This is a genomic window from Dactylosporangium sp. NPDC051485 (genome assembly GCF_040682015.1).
Taxonomy (GTDB): Bacteria; Actinomycetota; Actinomycetes; order Mycobacteriales; family Micromonosporaceae; genus Dactylosporangium.
Genome location: NZ_JBFAZW010000007.1, coordinates 1 through 20,570, shown reverse-complemented (window position 1 = coordinate 20,570; position 20,570 = coordinate 1). Strand labels below are relative to the sequence as shown.

The following is a 20,570-nucleotide window of genomic DNA, read 5'->3' as shown; positions in this document are numbered from 1 at the left end:
GGAGAAGAGAGTTGGCCCAGACACCGTCCGAACTCAGGCCCTTCGAATCTCCGTTTCACTACCTCGGCGCCGAGTTGCGTGCCTGGCGAGTGCTACGGGGATATTCCCTCGCACGACTCGGTTCCGTTGTGCATGTCTCTGGCGACCTTCTTGGCAAGATCGAAAAGGCGCAACGGCGGCCGACCGAGGATCTCGTCGAACGCTGCGACCAAGCGCTCAATACCTCGGGCATCCTTGTGCAGCTGTACGAGCTCGCATGTTGTCGGCATTTCGAGCACGCCCAGGTAGGCGCGGCGCAGGGACGTCAGCAGTCGATCAGCGCCTCTGGTCGCGTAGGGCCGGAGCAGTCGGATTCGGTTGGCTACGAACATGTGGCTGACGTCGCCAGTCTCGCGGTGTATCGACGCCGAAGGCTGACCCCGGCCAGCTATCGCTCACACCGGGCATATTGACTATCGAGCGACGGGCCGGACACCTAAGGTAGTCGCTCATGGCCACAGCTCGTCGAGGCTCGGTCCTCACGTCCCAGGATGCCGACTTTCCGCGCTGGTACCAGGAGGTGCTGGACAAGGCAGAACTTGCCGACAACGGCCCCGTGCGGGGGACGATGGTGATCCGTCCGTTCGGTTACTCGCTCTGGGAGCGGGTCCAGGCGGAGATTGACACACGGATCAAGCTCACCGGTGCGGAGAACGTGTACCTGCCGCTGTTCATCCCGGAGAGTTACCTGAAGCGTGAGGCCGAGCACGTGGAGGGGTTCAGCCCGGAGCTCGCCGTGGTGACGCTCGCGGGCGGGAAGGCGCTGCCCGAGCCGCTCGTCGTCCGCCCGACGAGCGAGACGGTGTTCGGCGAGCTCATGTCGAAGTGGGTCCAGAGTCACCGGGACCTGCCATTGCTGCTGAACCAGTGGGCGAATGTGGTCAGGTGGGAGCTGCGGCCGAGGCTGTTCCTGCGTACGACGGAGTTCCTGTGGCAGGAGGGGCACACCGCGCACGCCACGGCCGAGGACGCGGCGGCGTATGCGCTGCGCATCCATCTCGAGGTGTACCGGGACTTCCTGCAGAACGTCCTCGGCCTGCCGATCCTGGTCGGTGTGAAGACCGCGCGGGAGCGGTTCGCCGGCGCCGTCAACACCATGTCCTGTGAGGCCATGATGGGCGACGGTAAGGCGCTGCAGATGGCGACGAGCCACGAGCTGGGGCAGAACTTCGCAAAGGCGTTCGACATCACCTACACCGACGCGGCCGGGCAGCGGCAGCACTGCTGGACGACCTCGTGGGGCAGCAGCACCCGGATCATCGGCGGACTGATCATGGGGCACGGCGACGATCACGGGCTCGTCGTCCCGCCGAGGTTGGCGCCGATCCAGGTGGTTGTGCTGGCGGTCAAGGACGACGAGCAGGTCCTGGACGCCGTGCGCCGGCTGACGGTCGACCTGACCGGTGCCGGCGTACGGGCGCGGGTGGACCTGCGGACCGATCAGGGGTTCGGCCGGCGGGTGACGGACTGGGAGCTCAAAGGCGTTCCGCTGAGGATCGAGATCGGCCCACGCGATCTCGCCAACGGCGAGGTCAGCGTGATCCGCCGGGACACCCGCGCGAAAACTCCGGTGCCGGCCGGGCAGGTAGCGACGACCGTCGTACAGCTGCTCGACACCGTCCAGCAGGAGCTGCACGGCAACGCCGTCCGGCGGTTGACGTCGCGCATGGTCGACACCGAGTCGCTGCAGGAAGCGCGGGAGGCCGCCCGCACGGGATTCGCCAGGATCCCGTGGAGGATCCTCGGCGTGCAGGGCGAGCATGCTCTGGCCGAGGACGCCATCAGCGTGCGCTGCCTGCAGACCGCAGAGGGTGCCGTACCACCGGACCCTGACGCCGTCGACGTTGTCGCGGTGGTCGGCCGGAGCTATTGATGCAGGACGAGTCGCACCACAGGTTCCGAATCCAGGTGAACTGACGGGACCTTCTCCCCTGAGGTCCGCGTCTGCTCGGTGGCCATTGCGTCTGCGCTCATCCGGGTCGACGCGACCGCGGTAGCGGATGCCGGACACGACGTCGAACCGCATCCACGCCATCAAGGTTGTCTACCTGAGCGCTGCCACGGCCGACGATGCCCAAACGTTGAAGAGGACGGCTATCCGCGATGCCCGCAACCGACACCCGCCTCGGCGCATCCCACACCGCGCTGATGAGCATCCTTCGTGCTGCTCTGGACCTGCGTGAAGGACCTGAACTGACCGGCATCCTGGAGTTGCTGCGCCAGCGCAGGGCGATGGACCTGTCTGACCTGCCGCCCGCCGAGCAGGCCGCGCTGATCGGCGCGCGTTCTCAGGAGTTGCTGCCGTCCATCGGCCAGCTCGCCGAACTGCTGGCCTCGGCCGGGCGGGAAGGCCGGCAGGTCATCGTCAAGTTCGGCATCGATCAGACCGCCGCTGACGTCCATGTCGGGCACGCCGTGCCGATGGTCATCGCGAGCCGGTTCCAGCGCATGGGTCACCGGGTGGTGCCCATCGTCGGGACATCACGGCCAAGATCGGCGACCCGTCCGGCCGCGTCGCTGACCGGCCACCGCTGACCGATGACGACATCGCGGCCAACATGAAGACCTACCGTCAGCAGGTCACGCCGTTCTTCGACTTCGACCACGCCGACTTCCGCTTCAACAGCGAGTGGCTGGCCCCGTTCGACGAGATCTACAAAAGCGAAACCGGCCGCGACATCCTCGCCGAACCCACCCTCCTCTTCACCGATGCCGAGCACACCGAGTCGACATCGACGGCTGCCCAGGACCGCTGACACACGAGCTGAAGTCGCGTCTGCCGGCCTGGCCCCGCCGCACCGGCCGTCCCGGAAAATCACCGCGTTCGCCCGTGATGGCCCATCCGCCGCACCTGGCCCCGACCCCGTCCAGATTCCTGCTGCCGCGTACGCCGAAGCCACTCCGTCTTCGAGGTCGGCGCCCGAACTGGCAGCCGAGGGCAACGAGCTGAGGGAAGTGCTGATATGGCGCGGGCGCCGGCCGAGGCCGTTCCGGTCGCTCGCTGCGGCTGACGACGAGCTGCAGGTGCTGCGCAGGCGGTGCTTCGGCGACAATCCGATCAATGGCCAGGCCGCTCGGCCAGCCGCCCCAGCACGGATGGTGCGGCGGATACTGGTGCCGGGTGTCATGACGTGGTGCCGGACGTCTCGGGGCATCCAGCAGGAGCGGACGCGGGCGAGGAGGTCGAGGTGGTTTCGTCCTCGCCAACCATCACCGCCACCGGCCCGGGGCCGAGCCGTCCGCGCTGGTAGACGGGCGACGAACACGTGGTCCGGCCACACCATCCTTCAGGTCCGTCGCGAGCCTGGCAGATCTCTACGCCGTCAGGGCGGACATGCGTCGGATCACTTCTGCCTCTCCGAGAGAGGCGGCGACCGCGTGGAGGTCCGGGCTCCGTGTCGATCCGGTCAGCGCGACGCGGACGATCTGGGCGACTTCGCGGACGGAGCCGTGGTACTGCTCCGGAGCGGCCTTGTGCTCTTTCGGGGTTGCGGCGAACTCGTGCCGTTGTGCCAGTGCGCGTATCTGGTCGAACCACTCCTGCGGGTCGCTGAGATCCGTGTACGAGCGGGCGAAATCGCTTGCGAGACTGCTCATCACGGCCCTGTCGATGCCCGCCATCGGTGTCCCGGTCAGGTCGTGCACCAGCGGAAAGAGCTCGTGGAAGAAGTAGCCGTAGATCGGCCGGAAGTCTGACCACTTCTTGAGGTCCTTACGCGGATTGGGCACGCCCTCCCGTTCGATCTTGAGCGCGCGGAGTGCGACGTCCTGGTTGTCGGCCATGACGCGCCAGAGTTCCGGGTCGTGGGTCGCTGCCCACTGCAGCACCTCCCGGTAGATCTCGTCGGACGGCATGGTCGCGACGTGGTCGGCGCAGATGTCCTCGAGTTTGACCAGGTCGGCGAGCGCACCGGACGACCCGCATTCGGACAGCAGAATGGGCGCGGCCAGCGCCTCCGTCAGTGGCAGGGTGGCGAGCCGGCCGTTCGCCAGACCGCGGAGGTAGTACAGGACCGCCGGGACCGGAAAGCCCGACTCGACGTAGAAGTCGACCGAGGCCTCGGGGTCCTTGCGCTTGGAGAGCTTCCGCTTGCTGGAGCCTTCCTTCTTCAGCAGTTGGGCGATGTGGGCGTACTCGATTGTCGGGAACCCGAGGGCGGCGAACAGTTGCAGGTGCAACGCCACCGAGGGGATCCACTCTTCGGCCCGCAGCACCAGGTTGACCCGCATCAGGTGATCGTCGACAGCATGCGCGAAGTGGTAGGTGGGGAGCCGCAGCGGCTGGTTCGAACTCTTGAGGATGACGACGTCGTTGTAGTTGTCTTCCATCTCGATGCGGCCGCGGATCGCGTCTACGTACTGCACCCGATTCCCGGCAACGCCTGGCGAGCGGAAGCGAACGACGTAGGGCCGGCCTTCGGCGAGCGCGTCGGCGACGGCCACCGGCGACGCATCTCGCCACAGTGCCCAGGCCCCGTAGTACCCGGTCGGCACCTTGGCGGCCTGCTGCGCTGCTGTCGCTGCGGCGAGTTCCTCGCGGCTGGCGAAACAGAGGTAGGCCTTGCCTTCACGAAGTAGCTGCCGGACGTACGTGAGGTAGATGTCAGCGCGTGCCGACTGCAGGTAGGGTCCGTAGACGCCGTTCGTGTCGTCTTCGAGCGGCTCGATCCCGAAGTATTCGAATGCGCGCCAGAACTGTTCTTTGGCGCCGTCGATCTCGCGGCTCTGGTCGGTGTCCTCGACCCTGACGAAGTAGGTACCGCCCGAGTGCAGGGCAACATCCTTGTCGATCATCGCGGCGTACACGCCACCGATATGCAAGTGACCCGTTGGGCTGGGACTGAACCGGGTGACCTTCGCACCCGGGGCCAGGACTCGATCGGGGTAACGCTCCTGCCAGACGTCCGGCTCGGGAAGACTCGCAGGAAACAGTCCATCGATCGTGGACCGATCGAGCATCTGGGAGACTCCTTCATCGCAGTGGCATCTACAAGCCGTTACACGGGCCGCCGCAGTTACGCCGCAGGAACCGCACCCAAGTTGCCATCCGGCGTGTCCCTCACCATCGGCATGGACGCCTCACCTGACCAGGCCCATGCACACTCGGCGAGCAGCTTTCCGGAACGCTACCGCATCGGCGACGAACCCTGTCTGGTGAAACGCCGCGAACAACGATGCACCAGCCGCCTCTCCACTGCGTGCCGAAGCGCATTCACTGCGTGCCCGGTCCCGATCATCAGGAAAGGTCGGCAAGGAGCGCTTCCAGGTCACGATAGGTCGACTCGACGCCCTCGATGTTGCCGAGCCGATGCCGCTCCAGCCGCACCGCACCAAGATGGCGAGCCTCATACACGCGTGCGCGCAGCTGGGCGGCGATCGAGCGGTCCAACGACCCGTAGCTGTCCCAGAACGCATCCCGCTCCGTGCCAGGCTTCGCCGAGGCCATCCGGATGGTCCAGTCCGCCGCCGGATCACCCCACCAGGTGCGATCCAGGTCCAGCACACCCGTGATCGTCGGCACCGGCGCGTCCCGGTCGAGCATCACGTTCACCGTCCACAGATCACCGGCCAGCATCCGTGCCTGCTCCACCTCGTCGAACACCGACCTGCGTGCAACGACGACCGCCGAAACCTTGCGCAGATCTGCGGCGTCGAGCCCGGCCGCCTCGACATCGGCGGCGATGTCGTCGAAGCCCGCGACAAGCGCCGTGCTCCACGTCGGAGCACCTGGTCCATTGACGGGACCGAAATGCGGCCCGCGGATGCCGTGGACTGCACGGGCGATCTCCCCCAACTGCTGGAAGAAGCCGGCCCAGGCCGGTCGCGGGTAGTTGCTCAGATGATCCGGCGCTGGCACACCTGGCAGAAACGTTTGCACGAGGTAGTCCCGGCCGATCAGTTCGTGCGACCAGTCCGCGGCGATCACGCTGGGCATCAGCGGCGCCAACGGCGCCAGCCACGGCAGGCTCGCATACTCGTTGCGCATCAACTGCCACTCGCTACGGAACTGCTTCCCAGGCTCCGGCGCTACCCGAACAACCACGGGGTCTGCGTGCCCATCGAGCTGAACACGGTAGGTGGTGTTGTATTGGCCGGTACCCAACTCGGTCGCCGTGAGTGGACGCGACTTCAGGCCGAACACTCGAGCACAGATCGCTGTGAGATCGTCAGCAGTCACGGTCTCCTGGAACGCACCTGCGAGACGCGAGATCGGGCGGAACTCCATACGCAGTTTCCCATCACTCCGGGGGTCTGGACGCGTCGTTCCTGCTCGTACTTGGGCTACCGGTCGGCGCGGCGTGACAGCGAGCAGAGGCGTGCTCTGCCGGGTGGCGATGCGTCAGGCTCGGCGGGTAGGTGCACAACCTCGGCGATGATCTTTATCAGGATAGGCCGCGGTGCTGGTGTCACCTCTCGGGCGAGATGCGTGTCGTCAGCGGTGTGCGGTGAGGTCGTGCAGGAGCGCGGCGGTGTCAGCTTTGTGGTCCAGCAGGACGCGTGCGGTGCGGTGGCGAAGGAGCCAGAACTCGTCGACGGCGTCCTGGAACAGGCCTGGCTTGAGGTAGTGCTGTTTGACCCCGTACAGGCTGGTGAGGAGTTGCAGCAACGCGACCTGGGCGCTTGCGCGGATGTCGTCGGCGGCGACCGTGGGGTTTGCCTGCAGGTATCCCTTGAGCAGGGCGCGTGCGGTGGAAAGCCAGTCCGTTGTGGTGGCGACCACGTTGGGGTAGAAGGCCATGCGGCCGATCTCGTAGGCGGTGAAGAATGGGTCCGGCGGCCGGAAGTCGATGACGGCGGTGAGCTCGGCGCCATCGAAGAGCAGGTTTACGGGGCTGTAGTCACCATGCAGCACCTGTGTGGTGAGCTCGGGCAGCTCGGCCACGAGCTGTGGAATCTCGCCGATGCAATCCCGCCGTTCGGCGAGCGTGGCGGCGGCGTCGAGGTCGAAGGTATCGGCGGTTCCGGCTGCGATGCGCGTGTCGATGATGGCGGTGAGGCGGTCGACGGTCGCGGTCAGGTCCGCTGGGTCGACGGCGAGCCATGCCTGTGCCTGCGGCGACGGCCCGGTGCTGGCGGGTAGGGAGGCGAAGATGGTGTGGATGCGGCCGAGGGCCGAACCCGCATTCCGCGACTGTTCGTGGGTGGGTTGTGCGGTGACGACTGTTCCGGGCATCCACTCCCACACCGAGACGGCGTACGCCGTGCTCGTGTCGATGGGTTGGTCGTCGCGGTTGCGGAGCAGGCCGGCGACTGGCACGCCGCCGAGGCCGGCGAGGGCCGACAGGGTGATGGCGTCGGCTTCACGGGCGATGTCGGCATCGGGGGGATAGTGCTTGACGAACACGTCGCGGTCCGCGCACGTCGCCCGATAGTTGATCGTGCCCTGCCCGATCGGTAGCTGCACCAGGCGTTCGGGCACGAACGCGTAGCGGTGCGCGAGGACGTCGGCGATCATCGAAGAGGCTTCGGTGGTGGGCACGGTCATCGCCGCTACCCTCCGATCAGGTGTTGGGGTGTTCCGCCGCCGGTTGTCGCCGGTCCGGACGATGCGTTGTGGAGCAGCTCCTTGCAGAGCGCCTGACAGGTGCGTCCGATCCTTCCCACCTGCGGACGGAGTCACTCATTGGCCGGCGAGCGCGGGGATCGCCGCCTGGGCCGGGTGTGGTCAACATGGTCTCGGCGGCCAGCAGTATGGCACCGAGGCCGGTCCCGGCGGGCGCAAGCCAGCGAGCGGGTCCGTCCGCGCCGGCTGACGTGACGACGGCCGTCGGTGACGGCGCGGTCGCCGTCACATCCGGAAAGACAGCGAAGACGCCCTGCGAGACGCCGGCGCCGACATCGTCTGGCCTGACCTTCCTGACCCGAGCAAGTCCTCGATACCGTAGATCCGTAGCAGCGGACCCGCTCAACTGGCAGAAGCCGATCTGCCAGCAGACATGTCATATGGTCAGCCGACGTGCAGGTGTGGTAGGTCGGCCAAGGCGATGCTCTGTCTGCATGGCCGTCACGGCGAGAGGATATTTTGTTGGGGCGACAAGCCCGCCGTGCGATGCTCGCCGACATGGAGGACCTCCGTGTGGGTGCTTACGGCGACGTCGTTGCGGACGTGTACGACGATTGGTTCGCGGTCGGCTCGTACGACCAGCATGAGGCGGACGCAGCCGCCGTGTTCCTCGCCGCGCAGGCTAACGGCGGACGTGCGTTAGAGCTCGGCATCGGCACGGGCCGGGTTGCGTTACCCCTATCTCGCCGTGGCATCGAGGTGCATGGAGTCGAAGCGTCCGAACTGATGGTAGCCAAGCTGCGCGCGAAGCCTGGCGGTGCCGCCCTGCCCGTCACCATCGGGAACTTCGTCGACGTAGCGGCACCTGGGCAGTTCGACCTGATCTACATCGTATTCAACACCTTGTTCTTCCTGACAAGGCAGGAAGAACAAGTCAGGTGTCTCGGGAACGTTCGTGATCGACTTCGTAGCCATGGCAGGCTCGTGGTTCAGGCATTCGTCCCGAATCCAGCGCACTTCCAGCAAGCCGAGCGCATCCAACTCGGTGAGATGACTGCCGACCAAGTCCGCTTGGATTTCAACCGACATGACCCCGTAGGTCAGACGCTTTTCTCCCAACGCGTCGTGCTTGCACCGAACGGGACTAAACTGTACCCGATGCTAATACGATACATATGGCCTTCCGAACTTGACCTAATGTGCCGCCTCCATCATCTTCGTCTTGTGGAGCGTGTCAACGATTGGGGCCGACAGGTTTTCGATTCAGCAAGCTCGCGCCATGTCTCCGTCTACGAAGTGGAAGACGTGTGAAGCCGGTGTTATCTATGGCCGGCGCACAGCAAATGGTGGTCCGGCATGTGTAGGTGTGCAGCAGTTCTTGGTCTCAATTTGGTTCTCCTGGGGCATGCTGGCCGTCGCGTCTTCGAGCCGGATCAGCGTGAAGCCCTTCGGGTCGAAGGGCTTCGATCGCGTCAGTCCGCTGCCCGGCTCGTCGTCCTGCGTGAACGGATCGCCGCCCACGAGGCCGCGCACAATCCGGAAAACTCTTGACCCGCAACGGCTCGTCCAGTGATCACACTGAGACCAACGATGCGGGAGCCGGCCGAGTATCGGTCTATCTGCGGCCGTTGGCCGTCGCTGACACCGATGCGGTCCACGACTGGGCGCGGCGTGAACAGGCGTGCCGGTATCAGTCGTGGGGACCGAACTCGTGGGAGCAGACGGCAGCGTTCGTCGCCGCCGCGGCCGACAGTTGGACGGTACGGCCACAGACCCGGTTCAGCTACGCGATCGAGGTGGATGGACTCGTCGCCGGCAGCGCCGACCTCCACCTTCGCGGGCCATCGACGGCCGAGATCGCCTACATCGTGCATCCACGGCTCTGGGGCCGTGGCGTGGCTACGACCACGGCCTGGGAACTGCTACGCATCGGTTTCGCCGACCGGGGACGGCACCGCATCTTTGCTACCTGCGACCCGCGCAACGTCGCGTCCAGTCGCGTGTTGCAGAAGATCGGCATGACCTACGAGGGTCGGATGCGGGGCACCGAACGTATACGCGACGGCTGGCGCGACTCTGACCTCTACGCCATTCTCGCCGACGAATTGCAGTTGCCGAGGGGGTCCTGACACCACCCTGCCGTGGCACGGCGAACGATCAGGACATCGGCTAAGCTCAACGCGCCAGAGCCGGTTGGATTCGCCGGCGCGTATGACGCGGCGAACAGAGCACTCTGCTGGAGTGGGCGGCAGCGGTTCGCTCCGCGTCGTCGAAGACTGCGGACCGTACGCAGTACCGAATCGTCGCGGTCGAGATGTTCGAGTAGGGTGGGGCGCTCATTGTCACGGATAACCTGGTGAGCGGGCGCCCAAGACCAACTCAGCCGGGTGAAATGCCGGAGCAGGAACGGCTTTTCGGACTTCCAGACCTTGGTGCTGTTTGCCAATAGGATCGTGCCACGACTGCCACGAGGTCCAGTTCGTTGTCGGAGTGGGAGACGGTGGCGTCTTGCCGGACCAGGCAGCTGACGGTCAGCCCTGCTCCGTTCGCCTCTCTCGTCCTCAGTCTCCTGCCTGTCTTGATCACGGCGACCAGGGCCTGCGTCGCCGCGGTGCGCGGTGGAACCCAGAGACCGCCAACCGGGCGCAACCGCGAGTCACATCCGCGTCGGGCTGGCAGCCCGCACCGCTTGATCATCGCTTTCCATCCGGCAATTGAGGGAAGACGTCCAGGCCGATGCGGACACCGCTAGTGTCCGCATCCACGCATCGGTGGCGCGACGGAGTGGGTTTTGTCAACGCCGCCGAGGCAGGGCGTTCCGCCTTCCGAGCGCAATTCGGATCGTCTGCCCGGCAGCGGGTACAAGGTCATGGGGCGGGGACGAGAAGCCGGGCCATGGGGAGTCCTAACATCGTCGACCCGGACGTGGGGCTGCGCAGGGTGCGGCTCTGATTGCACATCGCCAGACAACCGCCGACGAGTGCGCGGACGCTGAGCGTCACGTCTTCACCGTTGCCCCGGGCACGCCGTTCTAACCCTTCGAGGAGCCCTTCGTCCACGGCATTCTGGGGTGTTCGCGGGCAGCCTCACTGCGCCAGGTTCGCGCCATTTGTGCTCATTGGGTGAGCACGCCATGCGGACAAGGCTGTCGTCCGCATGGCGTCTATAGCTACCCGGAGATGAATGCGAGTCAATGGTTATGTCGCTCGATGTAGTTCTGAGCGCTCCGGGTCGGGTCACCGAGGCATCGGCGGAGCGCCCTCTGGTAGCACCGGGCGGCAGTCATACCTGAAGGAGTCGGGAAGTCAGCCAAGTCGATGGCTGGCGGAGCCTTGCCCTTGCGGGTGCGAAGTCAGGTTCATGGTCCCGTTGATCGTAGGGAGGCAAGATGCCGATCGAAGTCCAGCCACTTGCGGCGGACGGCAAGGAGCGCGTCGAGGCGGTGCTGCGTCGCGCCTCGGAGGACATCGAGTTCCGTGAGCTGCTGCTGCAGAACCCCACGGAGGCACTCAAGGACACCGATCTCACCGAGGAAGAGGCCCAGGTCCTCGCCTCGATGCGTCGGGTGGCGTTGGAGGAGTGGGGCGTGGACGTGCGCAGCTTCCGGTCCTTCGTTCTCGACAACGGCAACAAGCTCACGGTGCCCGACGACATCGACCCGGTCTGACGACTGCGCCAGACCGGCTGATTGATGGACGCCAGGCGGTGACCGGCGACGGAGTCCGAGCGCGTGTGAACGCTCTCGGAAAGCGCTGGTCGGCGCCGCCTGGCATCCCCAGCTCCACACCATCCGAGTAGGCGGGGAGACCAAGGTTGACCACAGACATCTATCTTCTCGGTTCTGGCATCCGGGGAAGTCTCCATTTCACCAACGAGACGGTTCAGGCACTCCGGACCTGCACGTCGGTCCATGTGCTGCATCCGGATGGCATGGTGCTCGACTACGTCCGGCAGCAGTGCGCCGACGTTCGCGATCTGGCCCACCTCTACGACGGCCAGGACGTGCGGCAGGACGTCTACACCGCCATAGCGAACCTCCTAGTCGAGGAGGCTGAGCGGCGCAGCCCCGTCGCCTTCCTGGTGCACGGACACCCGCTCTTCCTCGTCAGCGCGGCCGAGTACACCCTCTCGCTGGCCAAGCAGCGTGGACTGGTGACCGCAGTCCTGCCGGCGGTCAGCTCGTTCGACACGTTGCTGTGCGATCTCGGCATTGACTATGGGTATGGCGTCCAGATCTACGACAGCACCAGCCTGCTCAACCATGGTTGGCAGCCCAACGCGGCCGTGCCGTTGCTCATCTTCCAACTGGCGACCACGTGCAACCCGCTCGTCGTCAACACCACGCCAACGGGTGTCGCCCTCAAGCCGTTGGTCGAGTTCCTTGCACCGATCTATGGCGAGAACCACGTGGTGAAGATCGTCCACTCGGGTGCGTTCCTCGTCGAGCCAACAGAGACCATCGATCTTCCTCTGTCGGCCCTGGTGTCCGACGAAATCGATCTGGAAAGGCGGCCAACGCTCTATGTCCCGCCCGCCCATTGACACTCTCGCTCCGGTCCTTCCGCCGGAGGACATGCTTCGGTCCGCGCGCGATCAGCTCTGGAGCCAAGGGTGGACCATGCTCCCGGACGTACTACCCGGTCCTCTGCTCGATGCGTTGACCACCGAGTGCGAGCGGCTGCTCGCGACGGTCCAGGCGGGCGTCGGGCGGCAGTCGGCCACCGACAACGGCGGCGGGGTCCTCGTCATGAACGGGCTCGACGCCCGCAGTGAACTCCTCTTCGACCTGGCGCGTACCGACGAACTGCGCGGCATGGCGGAGTTTCTGCTCGACAAAGCAGCCATGCCGATCCACACCGAGTACTTCGGAAAGCCCCGGGCGAGCGCCGAACCCACGCCACCTCACCAGGATCAGGTGTTCTACCAGGACCACTTTGCCGATGAGCCCGCCATCACCTTCTGGTGCCCACTACAGGAGGTGACCACCGGCCAGGGCACTTTGGAGTACGGCTCGCCAGCCCCGGCCCAGGGGTCTCTGCTGCCGCACCGCCAGTCGGCCACTGTCGACTTCGGTGCGGAACTCGTCGACCCATTCGCCTATACATTCGTCCCGGCACCCGTTCCGGTCGGCGGCTGCCTCGTGCACAACTCATACGTGGTGCACCGCAGCGGGCCGATGACCGATGACCGGCCCCGGCGGGTCTTCGCGTTCAACTACCGCGGATCGTCCTTCCGTGAGCGGCTCCGGCGCAGCGGCTTGCGGCCATGACCCAAGGCACGCGGCCCCTCGTCTTCCTCGGCCCATCGTTGCCGGAGACCGCAGCGAGGCGCATCCTGCCCGAGGCTGAGTATCGGCCGCCAGCGCGCCGCGGCGACCTCGACGCCGTCGACAGGGCGGCCTTCGATGAGGTACTCCTGATCGATGGAGTGATGGTGTACGACCATCCGCCGTCTCCGAGCGAGGTGTACCGGCTGATGCAGCGCCGCGTTCGCGTGGTTGGCGCCGCCAGCCTCGGGGCGTTGCGTGCCGTCGAACTGCGCAAACACGGCATGGAGGGCGTCGGATGGGTGGTCGAGAACTACGGGTCGGGCCTGGTCACCGCCGACGACGAACTGGTTGCGCGGCTCGACCCACGTACAGGCCGAGCCGTGACGCTCTTCCTGATTAACCTCCGGTACGCCGCGGTGTGCCTGACGGAGGCGGGCGTGCTCGCTGCTGAGCAGGCGGACCGATTCCTGACCGCGATGGCTGCCGTGCATTTCGAGCAGCGCACCGGGGCGGAGACCCGACGCCTTGCCTCGGCTGCCGGCATCGCACCCGAGGCGGCCGACCAGCTGATGGAGGCCAGGTTCGACGTCAAAGCGCTCGATGCGGCCCGCGCGCTCGCCGGTTCCCGGCACGCCAGCCCGCTTGCCGCCGGGCTGGCGGAGGTCGGCCAGCAATGACGGAGATCAGCGCTCTGGAAGATTTGCTGCGACCGAGGCTGGCGGAGTTCGGCATCACGCGGCTGGCCGATACGACTGGCCTCGATCGCACCGGGATTCCTACCGCCAGCGCCGTGAAGCCTGGCACGGCCGACGTGATCTGGGTTTACAGCGGAAAGGGACGCAGCCAGCCACACGCGAGGGCCGTCGCAATCATGGAGTGCCTGGAGCGCACCTGCGCGCTGTGGCCGTGGGCCGCGGACACAGTGGTGTGCTCGGCAGCCGAGCTCGACGACCGGTCGCCGTGGCCGGTCTGGGCACCTAGCCGGTTTACCGAAGGCCAACGCCGGACGGCCGCGACCGCCCCGATCCCTTGGGTCAACGGACGACTGGTGTCGGGAACGGGCTGCGTCTGGCTACCTGCTGACATGGTCTTCACCGGCCATCGTCCCGCACATGTCCGCGCGGCGTCGCCGTTTCGGGTGCGAACGAGCAACGGCCTCGGCGCGGCCTTGGACCTCGACGCGGCGATCCTTCATGCGCTGTACGAGGTGGCCGAACGCGACATCGTCTCGCACTACGAACTGATCGCGTCGCATGCAGGGCTGTCCTTCCTCGCCGCAGTCGGGGCGCAGACCGGCATCGACGTCGGGTGGCTGGCCAACGTGTACCGGGATGACGTGTCGTCCGCGGTCACGGTCGATCTGCGAACCCTCCCACCTACCGCGCGGGAACTCGTAGACCGATTCAGCGCCGCCGGGCTGCAGGTCGTCGTCAAGGCCCTACCCAACGACTTCAACCTTCCCGCCTTCGGAGCCGCGTGTCTGGAACAGATATCGATAGCTCATGTGCTCGGCTGCGCCGGGTACGGCGTCCGGGGTGACCCGGAAGAAGCCCTCCTGGCCGCGCTGCTCGAACTCGCTCAGACCAGGGCAACTGACCTGCAAGGGGCCAGGGAGGACCGGCACGACATCGAGAAGCGTCGACTGCCTCGTACGCTCAACCATCACTGGCTCGCGACACCCGGCGAGCCAACGTCGTACGACACCGCGTCCGCGCAGTTCATGCGCATTCCCGAAGAGCCGCTCGGGCACGTGCTGCACGCCTTTGAGTCCGCCGGCCTCGCCGACGTCGCCGTGGTCGAGTTCGCAGCACCGGACGGGATCGCCGCAGTCCGTGTGCTGGTGCCCGGTGTCGAGACTTGGCACTGCACCGGAGGCGAGGCCATGCTTGGCCCACGCCTGTCGAAGAAGGTCAACCATGGCTGACCTGTTCTGGGCCTTCGAGAATCCGGCCGTCCGTGACGCCGGTGCACTGCCGCCGGTCCAGCTCGGACTCGACTACGGCACGCGACCGGCCCCCACGCCGAAGGACCTGCAGCGAGCCGCCGCACTCGGCCGTCCTGTCACCCCGGCCGACTGCGGACCCATTCGGGTCATCAGTCGGTACGGTTTCATGATCAGGTGCCCTGGCCGGGTCGTCCTGCAGCGCGCCGAGCATCGGCGTACCGAACGGCTGTTCACAAACGAGCTGGCCGCGTACGGCGTTGCCGAGATCCGCGGCGACCGGTGGCCCATCGGCGACACGGGCTTCATCGCGAGCTGGATCAGCGGGTCCGAGTACGTGAAGATCCAGACCGGCGTGATGCTCTTCTTCCCGCGGGACATGTACCTGTACCAAGGACCGTTGCCGAACGCCCAGCTCGTCGACGGGCTCGACGTGGAGGTCATGGCTGGGCTGGAGTATCCCAGCAAGGACCGGCTGTGGCCGGACCACGACGGAGACCTCGCCTGGGCGAGCATTAATGCGATCGTCCGGATTCCGCAGCCGGGACAGATCATCGAGCTCGCCGCTGGCGACCCACTCTGCTGGGTGTTTCCGGTGTCGGCAAGGTCCGAGTTCCAGCTCAGCAAGCTGCCGCTGCCCAGCCAGGATCTGGCCAAAGCACCCGCTGGAGCGCCATGAACACGATGCTGGACGAGTATGGCCTGGAAGCCAGGCTCGGCTTCGAGGATGCGCTGCGCAGATATGCGTTCCCGCCCACCAACCGCCCGGATGTCGTTGACGGACCGCGCTGGATCCTCCAGTCGCCCGCCCGCCACCGGCGCGAGGTGTGCCGCGCTGACCGTGCGCTGTGCGCGCTGCTCAGCGATGACCAGCTGGCCGCTGCGCAGGAGGTCGAGGCGACCGGCCCGGTCAGCGCCGGGCTGATGTGCCTGCGGGTGTCGGTCCACGCGCAGCGGCATCTGTCCGAGAACGCCGAGGCCGACCGGTGGGAGTTCCCCGCCGCGACCGCGGCAACCGAGTACCTCGACACGCTAACGAACTGCGTGGCGATCCCGTCGGCCGACGAGGCGGTGTGGACAGAGGCGGCCACCGCCGCGACGCACCTGTGTCGTGGGCTGGTGCTCACCCTCCTGCCTACCAAGCGCCCGCACGGACCACTGGCCATGCTCGCCGACGCGATGAGGGCCCGGTCCCTCCTGGCCCGGCGGGGGTTCGCCGCGGCCTTCGTGTCCCACTTCGCGGCGGTGCTGAAGGTACAGGCGGAAGCGCAGGGCGAATCGCCGCTGGACTACGCGAAGCGTCACACCGCGCTGACCATCGCCTACCTAAACGGCGGTCAGGTCGTTCTGGACGACGGCAAGCTCCACCTTGACCGAGGAGCGCGATGAACTACCTGCGACAGCCGGCACTGCTCGGCCCGACTCGACGGACGCGCATGGTCGAGAGCCTTCAAGCCACGGACGCCCAGCGGGCGCGCTCAGATACGCTGGGGCACACCGGGAACGGCGCAGTCGAACAGCTCATGCCCGGCTCTGGATACACCTCGGCCGAACTGACGACCTTGCGTGAGGTCATGGCATCGTCGTGCTACGCGGCCACCGCCGACGCGTTCGGGTTGCCCGACCCGAACCAGCTCACCCCGCAGGTGTTTCCGGTGTGGATGCGCGGCTCGGTCGATCAACCCCCGAGCCAGCGACCGCACATCGACAACCGCGACGGCACCACGCCGTTGATCACCGCCGTCTACTACGCGCAGGTGTCCGACACCGACGGCGGTGAGATCCTCATCGGAACGGGACCGGACCAGGTTGTGGTGCAGCCCGTCGAGGACGATCTCGTCGCGTTCGCCGGCAACACGGTGCACGCCGTCGGCGACCTGCGCGCCGGTCACAGGCTGAGCGTGGTCTGCAACTTCTACCTCGCGATCAGCCGGCATGCCTGAACAGCGGCTCCGCACCGCAGTCCCGTCCTGCCCGTGGCCTGGCCGGGCCAGACTAATCCTGCCCTCCGGCCTGACGGTCCTCACCGAACGGGCACCCCATCCAGTCACGGCCGTGGCGACGACATACCGGGTAGGTTTCCGCGACGAGGACGAACAGACCGCGGGAATGGCACACCTCGTCGAGCATCTGATGGGGCGGACTGCCCGGAGAGCGGCCCGCAGCGGCGGGACCGGCGCGCAGGTCGTAGCTGAGTCGCGGCGCGACTACAGCATCGTCGGCGCGGTCACGCCCGGCGGCACCCTCACCGGCGTGATCCACGCTGGCGTACTGCGGCCGGCCGGCCTGAGCATCGAACTCGACGAATTGCACATCGAGGCCGCGCTGATCGAACGTGAGTACCAGGACCTTATCGAAGCCCGGCCCTACGGGCTCTTTCCCCGGTTCCTCGCGGCCCGGCACCTCTACGACACCGTCGGCGAGGGCGGCACCGGCTACGGCGACCCCCAAACTCTGCACCGCCAGACCCCGGCCGCCGTGACCGCCTTCGTCGGCCGCCACTACACGCTGGCGCGCACGGTCCTGAGCGTAGTCGGGGACTTCAGCCCCGACGAGGTCATCGATGTCGTCGCCGAATACTTCGCGGGCGCCCCGGCACAGCCCGCATCGCGCCAGCCGTGGCCGGTCAACGGGCCCCTCGTCCAAGACCGGGAGGTCCGGTACCGGCGCGCCGGAGTGCCGACCGCGGTGGCGCTAGCCTGGCGCCTGCCCGATCCAGCCGACGACCTGCGCGCACACGTCGGCCGCGTCCTCACCGGCCAAGCGGCCTTCGCTCCGGACGGTCCGGTGGCCGCGTGGCTACGGGACACGTACCGAGGTATCGGTGCGCGAATGTGGTGGAACACGTTCAACAATCCCTGGGAGTCGCGCACCGGTCTCTGTCTGACCGTCGAGCTCACCGGGGGCGGCTCGGATCGCCTTGCCGAATCGGCCATGGCGCTACGACAGGCGCTGCCCGGCTTGATCGAGCGCGTGTCACAGCCCGATCTCGACATCCTGGCCGCGCGGCACCGGCTGGACCTGACCCGGAAATTCGACCACCCGATGGAACGCGCCAGGCTGCTGGGCACGATGGAGGCGCTTTTCGACGGCGCCACCTGCTGGCTGGACCTATGGACGGTCCTCTGCGCCACCGCCCACGACCCAGACCCGCTGGCGCGGATCGTGGAGGCAACGGGCTGCCTTGTCATGAGGTGCGAGACGTGAGCCCCGCAGCGGCCTGGGCACAGACCGCGACCCCGCGTAACCGGGTGTGCACCGTCAGGGCGCACACCTCGCCGCTGGTCGAGCTGAGGATTCGCTGGGATCACCCGGGCAGGCTCAAGCGGGGCCTCGCGGCCGATCGTGTGCTCGCGGAAAGGGTCATGGACCTCGCCTCGTCCGCCCGCTCCGGCGTCCTAGCGGCGAGCCACCTCACCGCCCACGCCAACGACCATCGCTTCGGCATCGCGGCCAGTTGCTGGCGCGACGGTTGGAGCGATCTGCTGCAAGCCATCCTCGCCCTGCTCACCCAGAACGTCGTCAGCGACCAGCAGGCCGCGGTCATCGGCCGCCGGACCACCAGGGACCTGCTGCACCGCCGCAACGGTCTGGACACCGTGGCGGACCGCGAGTGCCTGCGTATCTTGCTAGGGGACTCGCGCCCGTTCGACACCGAGGACGCCATCCAGGCGAGCGTAACGGCGAAGGACGTTGCCGAAGCGCAGCACCGACTGCGGACGACGAGGCCGTTGCTGGTGCTCGTTGGTGACCTCGATCCGCAGCCCGTAGCGGAATTGGCGGCGAGCCTGCTGGACCGCGCTCACCCGGAACCGGGCCTGATCGCGCAAACCCAGCATGAGTCGGCAGGACATGAGCTCGGGGGATGCGCGCGGCGCGTGTGGCACGTGACCACCAGGGACGACCGGTCCGCCTGCCGGCTGGCCACGGCCGTCCCCAATCAGCCCCAGCACGAACGAGTCATCGCCGACATCGCGGCGCACCTGATCGGCGATCCCAGCACCGGCCTACTCACCGATCGGCTCCGAACGCAGCTCGGCTGGTCCTACGATGTGCGCTGCCAGATCGACGACATGGGTCTATGGCGGGTCCTCACGTGCAAGGCCATCGTGGCATCCCACAACGCCGACCGGGCGGGCGCCGAGATGCGCACCATCGCGGGCGCCGAACTGGTACGACACATTCAAGCCCCTGGCATGCTGGAACAAGCTCGTGCGGCCGTCGCCGCATCCCGGCTACTCGTCAACGCCAGCCCCTCCGGATGGGCCAGCGACCTGGTCAAATCGCTCGCCGCCGGCGTACACGCGGATGATGCCGTGCGCGTAGTCGAACAGATACGTTCTGTTTCTATATCGGAGATGAGCGATTTCATCAGACGTTCTCTCGTCGACGTCGATCAACGAATGGGTGACCGCCGGTGAGCCAGTTGCCAACCCCGCGGCGCGCACTCGATCCCCACGCGACGCACGGACCGCCGCTACCACTGTCGGCGGAGCAACGCGGGATCTGGCTCCACACCCAGACGCATGTGGATGCCAGGGCCTACGTGCTCCCAATCGCGCTCCGGCTCATCGGCCCCATCGACCTGCGAGTGCTGGCCGAGGCGTTCGATGACGTCGTCCGCGGTCACCAGTCACTCCGAACGGGATTCCGGCTGGCCGACGAGGGTCCGGTACGGCAGGTCTCCGACGCCTGCCGGTGTCCCTTCGTGGTCACCCCTCTCCCGACGAGTGGAGCCGAGGACGCCGAGGACCCAGACGAGGTCAGTCGGCGATGGATGTCCGACGCCATGGCCGCCGGCTTCCAGCTCGACCGGCCTCCGCTGATCCGGGTCGGCGTCCTTCAATACGGTCCCCAGCAGGCGGACCTGCTCATCCTCATCCATCACCTCGTCTTCGACGGCTGGTCGGCCTCCATCCTGTTCCGCGACGTCTCCCGGGCGTACCGCACGATCTGTGCCACGGGCTCGGCCCCGGCCATAAATGCGACCGCCGATCAGCCCCTCGCGCCGCGCAACGCCGAGGGCATCACTCCCGAGCTGCGGGAACGCAACCGGCACTACTGGACGAACATCCTCCGTCTGGATCGCTCAGGGTCCGGAGTGGTGCACGCATCGCTCGCGACCGGATCGGCCAAGTCCCGGCCCCTGCTGCTGACTAAGGCCGCTTCGGCGGCGGTGCACGGCTTGGCCGAGCAGCTGGAGACGAGCGAGTTCGTTGTCGTCGCTGCCCTTCTCGCGCTCGTCCTGAGCCGGCTGACCCACCACGACCGGATTGTCCTGGGCTATCCCGCCACCGCTCGCGACCTCGCCGACGAGAATGCGATCGGTCTGTTCACAGACACCCTTGCGCTGCCGGTTCACGTCATCGACTCGCAGTCCTTCCAGGACCTGGTCAACGCCGTCGAGACGGACCACTTCGACGGCCTGGACCACCGACCGATGGAGGCAGACCGGATCCTGAGGGCGACGCCGCGCACACACGCAGGGGATGGCCACCCCGTCTTCGATGCGCTCCTTGCCTTCCAGAACGTACCCAAGGTCGCTCTCGACCTGCCGAACGTACGGGTAGAGCAACTGCCGGATCCGGAGCGAGCGGCCGAGTTTGCCCTCACGATCACCGTCGACGAGGTCACCCCGGCGCTCAGAGGCCGGATCGACACCGACTCGGCCGTGCCCGATGGGTACGTCGACCGCTTGGTGACTGGCCTGGCCACCGCAGCCGCAGCTGCGGCGGTGGATGTGGGTCGGCCGGTGGGTGATTTGGTGGTGTTGGGGGAGCCGGATCGGCGGTTGTTGGCGCGGGTGAACGACACTG

Annotated in this window: 19 protein-coding genes and 1 pseudogene; 16 read left to right on the top strand and 4 right to left on the bottom strand. The window is 66.9% G+C overall.

Features of this window, described 5'->3' with window-relative positions:
- Window positions 1–11: 11 nt before the first annotated feature.
- The 3 genes and pseudogenes from AB0M46_RS05430 (at window position 12) to AB0M46_RS05420 (ending at window position 2,795) form a co-directional block, all read left to right on the top strand.
- Entirely contained in the window at window positions 12–452 is a 441-nt protein-coding gene (locus AB0M46_RS05430; protein WP_363333087.1) for a helix-turn-helix transcriptional regulator, read from the top strand.
- 38 nt (window positions 453–490) lie between these two features.
- Entirely contained in the window at window positions 491–1,912 is a 1,422-nt protein-coding gene (gene proS, locus AB0M46_RS05425) for a proline--tRNA ligase (protein ID WP_363333086.1), read from the top strand.
- 230 nt (window positions 1,913–2,142) lie between these two features.
- Window positions 2,143–2,795: pseudogene (locus AB0M46_RS05420) on the top strand (hypothetical protein).
- 559 nt (window positions 2,796–3,354) lie between these two features.
- Here AB0M46_RS05420 and AB0M46_RS05415 read toward each other — a convergent pair.
- From AB0M46_RS05415 to AB0M46_RS05405, 3 genes are all read right to left on the bottom strand, one after another.
- Window positions 3,355–4,998: a glutamate--tRNA ligase family protein gene (locus AB0M46_RS05415; RefSeq protein WP_363333085.1), complete on the bottom strand. Its 1,644-nt coding sequence runs from the start codon at window positions 4,996–4,998 to the stop codon at window positions 3,355–3,357.
- 277 nt (window positions 4,999–5,275) lie between these two features.
- On the bottom strand, window positions 5,276–6,265 hold the full coding sequence (locus AB0M46_RS05410; RefSeq protein ID WP_363333084.1) for an aminoglycoside phosphotransferase family protein: 990 nt from the start codon (window positions 6,263–6,265) through the stop codon (window positions 5,276–5,278).
- A 207-nt stretch (window positions 6,266–6,472) separates the two neighbouring features.
- The gene (locus tag AB0M46_RS05405) at window positions 6,473–7,525 is read right to left on the bottom strand and encodes a phosphotransferase (RefSeq protein ID WP_363333083.1); all 1,053 of its coding nucleotides are present in this window, start codon (window positions 7,523–7,525) and stop codon (window positions 6,473–6,475) included.
- Between the two features lie 576 nt (window positions 7,526–8,101).
- Here AB0M46_RS05405 and AB0M46_RS05400 point away from each other — a divergent pair.
- Window positions 8,102–8,854: a class I SAM-dependent methyltransferase gene (locus tag AB0M46_RS05400; protein ID WP_363333082.1), complete on the top strand. Its 753-nt coding sequence runs from the start codon at window positions 8,102–8,104 to the stop codon at window positions 8,852–8,854.
- A 12-nt stretch (window positions 8,855–8,866) separates the two neighbouring features.
- On the opposite strand, the gene AB0M46_RS05395 is transcribed toward AB0M46_RS05400, so the two are convergent.
- Entirely contained in the window at window positions 8,867–9,076 is a 210-nt protein-coding gene (locus AB0M46_RS05395) for a hypothetical protein (RefSeq protein ID WP_363333081.1), read from the bottom strand.
- A gap of 14 nt (window positions 9,077–9,090) precedes the next feature.
- Here AB0M46_RS05395 and AB0M46_RS05390 point away from each other — a divergent pair, with 14 nt between their 5' ends.
- From AB0M46_RS05390 to AB0M46_RS05335, 12 genes are all read left to right on the top strand, one after another.
- A complete protein-coding gene (locus AB0M46_RS05390) occupies window positions 9,091–9,672 on the top strand; it encodes a GNAT family protein (protein WP_363333080.1) in 582 nt (193 codons plus the stop codon).
- A 1,259-nt stretch (window positions 9,673–10,931) separates the two neighbouring features.
- On the top strand, window positions 10,932–11,210 hold the full coding sequence (locus AB0M46_RS05385) for an Os1348 family NHLP clan protein (RefSeq protein ID WP_363333079.1): 279 nt from the start codon (window positions 10,932–10,934) through the stop codon (window positions 11,208–11,210).
- A gap of 146 nt (window positions 11,211–11,356) precedes the next feature.
- On the top strand, window positions 11,357–12,085 hold the full coding sequence (locus AB0M46_RS05380) for an SAM-dependent methyltransferase (RefSeq protein ID WP_363333078.1): 729 nt from the start codon (window positions 11,357–11,359) through the stop codon (window positions 12,083–12,085).
- Window positions 12,066–12,812, top strand: coding sequence for a phytanoyl-CoA dioxygenase family protein (locus AB0M46_RS05375; RefSeq protein WP_363333077.1), 747 nt, complete (start codon window positions 12,066–12,068; stop codon window positions 12,810–12,812). Before AB0M46_RS05380 ends, AB0M46_RS05375 begins: the two co-directional genes overlap by 20 nt.
- Entirely contained in the window at window positions 12,809–13,489 is a 681-nt protein-coding gene (locus AB0M46_RS05370) for a TfuA-like protein (protein ID WP_363333076.1), read from the top strand. Before AB0M46_RS05375 ends, AB0M46_RS05370 begins: the two co-directional genes overlap by 4 nt.
- The gene (locus tag AB0M46_RS05365) at window positions 13,486–14,736 is read left to right on the top strand and encodes a YcaO-like family protein (protein ID WP_363333075.1); all 1,251 of its coding nucleotides are present in this window, start codon (window positions 13,486–13,488) and stop codon (window positions 14,734–14,736) included. The genes AB0M46_RS05370 and AB0M46_RS05365 overlap by 4 nt, the downstream gene beginning before the upstream one ends.
- The gene (locus AB0M46_RS05360) at window positions 14,729–15,433 is read left to right on the top strand and encodes a hypothetical protein (protein ID WP_363333074.1); all 705 of its coding nucleotides are present in this window, start codon (window positions 14,729–14,731) and stop codon (window positions 15,431–15,433) included. The genes AB0M46_RS05365 and AB0M46_RS05360 overlap by 8 nt, the downstream gene beginning before the upstream one ends.
- The gene (locus tag AB0M46_RS05355; RefSeq protein ID WP_363333073.1) at window positions 15,430–16,143 is read left to right on the top strand and encodes a hypothetical protein; all 714 of its coding nucleotides are present in this window, start codon (window positions 15,430–15,432) and stop codon (window positions 16,141–16,143) included. Before AB0M46_RS05360 ends, AB0M46_RS05355 begins: the two co-directional genes overlap by 4 nt.
- Window positions 16,140–16,697 (top strand): hypothetical protein, encoded by a 558-nt coding sequence (locus AB0M46_RS05350; protein WP_363333072.1) that lies wholly within the window; start codon window positions 16,140–16,142, stop codon window positions 16,695–16,697. The genes AB0M46_RS05355 and AB0M46_RS05350 overlap by 4 nt, the downstream gene beginning before the upstream one ends.
- Window positions 16,698–16,809: 112 nt before the next feature.
- Complete coding sequence (locus AB0M46_RS05345) at window positions 16,810–17,961, top strand: insulinase family protein (protein WP_363333071.1); 1,152 nt, start codon at window positions 16,810–16,812, stop codon at window positions 17,959–17,961.
- Window positions 17,958–19,175 (top strand): insulinase family protein, encoded by a 1,218-nt coding sequence (locus AB0M46_RS05340; RefSeq protein ID WP_363333070.1) that lies wholly within the window; start codon window positions 17,958–17,960, stop codon window positions 19,173–19,175. Before AB0M46_RS05345 ends, AB0M46_RS05340 begins: the two co-directional genes overlap by 4 nt.
- Window positions 19,172–20,570: condensation domain-containing protein (locus AB0M46_RS05335; RefSeq protein WP_363333069.1), on the top strand; the 1,399-nt coding region annotated here is incomplete at its 3' end. The genes AB0M46_RS05340 and AB0M46_RS05335, both read left to right, overlap by 4 nt.

What these genes read in the sequence shown, in the direction of transcription:
- proS (WP_363333086.1), top strand. Translation starts at nt 491, where the DNA reads ATGGCCACAGCTCGTCGAGGCTCGGTCCTCACGTCCCAGGATGCCGAC.
- AB0M46_RS05385 (WP_363333079.1), top strand. Translation starts at nt 10,932, where the DNA reads ATGCCGATCGAAGTCCAGCCACTTGCGGCGGACGGCAAGGAGCGCGTC.
- AB0M46_RS05375 (WP_363333077.1), top strand. Translation starts at nt 12,066, where the DNA reads ATGTCCCGCCCGCCCATTGACACTCTCGCTCCGGTCCTTCCGCCGGAG.
- AB0M46_RS05370 (WP_363333076.1), top strand. Translation starts at nt 12,809, where the DNA reads ATGACCCAAGGCACGCGGCCCCTCGTCTTCCTCGGCCCATCGTTGCCG.
- AB0M46_RS05400 (WP_363333082.1), top strand. Translation starts at nt 8,102, where the DNA reads ATGGAGGACCTCCGTGTGGGTGCTTACGGCGACGTCGTTGCGGACGTG.
- AB0M46_RS05355 (WP_363333073.1), top strand. Translation starts at nt 15,430, where the DNA reads ATGAACACGATGCTGGACGAGTATGGCCTGGAAGCCAGGCTCGGCTTC.
- AB0M46_RS05410 (WP_363333084.1), bottom strand. Translation starts at nt 6,265, where the DNA reads ATGGAGTTCCGCCCGATCTCGCGTCTCGCAGGTGCGTTCCAGGAGACC.
- AB0M46_RS05405 (WP_363333083.1), bottom strand. Translation starts at nt 7,525, where the DNA reads ATGACCGTGCCCACCACCGAAGCCTCTTCGATGATCGCCGACGTCCTC.
- AB0M46_RS05365 (WP_363333075.1), top strand. Translation starts at nt 13,486, where the DNA reads ATGACGGAGATCAGCGCTCTGGAAGATTTGCTGCGACCGAGGCTGGCG.
- AB0M46_RS05415 (WP_363333085.1), bottom strand. Translation starts at nt 4,998, where the DNA reads ATGCTCGATCGGTCCACGATCGATGGACTGTTTCCTGCGAGTCTTCCC.
- AB0M46_RS05350 (WP_363333072.1), top strand. Translation starts at nt 16,140, where the DNA reads ATGAACTACCTGCGACAGCCGGCACTGCTCGGCCCGACTCGACGGACG.
- AB0M46_RS05360 (WP_363333074.1), top strand. Translation starts at nt 14,729, where the DNA reads ATGGCTGACCTGTTCTGGGCCTTCGAGAATCCGGCCGTCCGTGACGCC.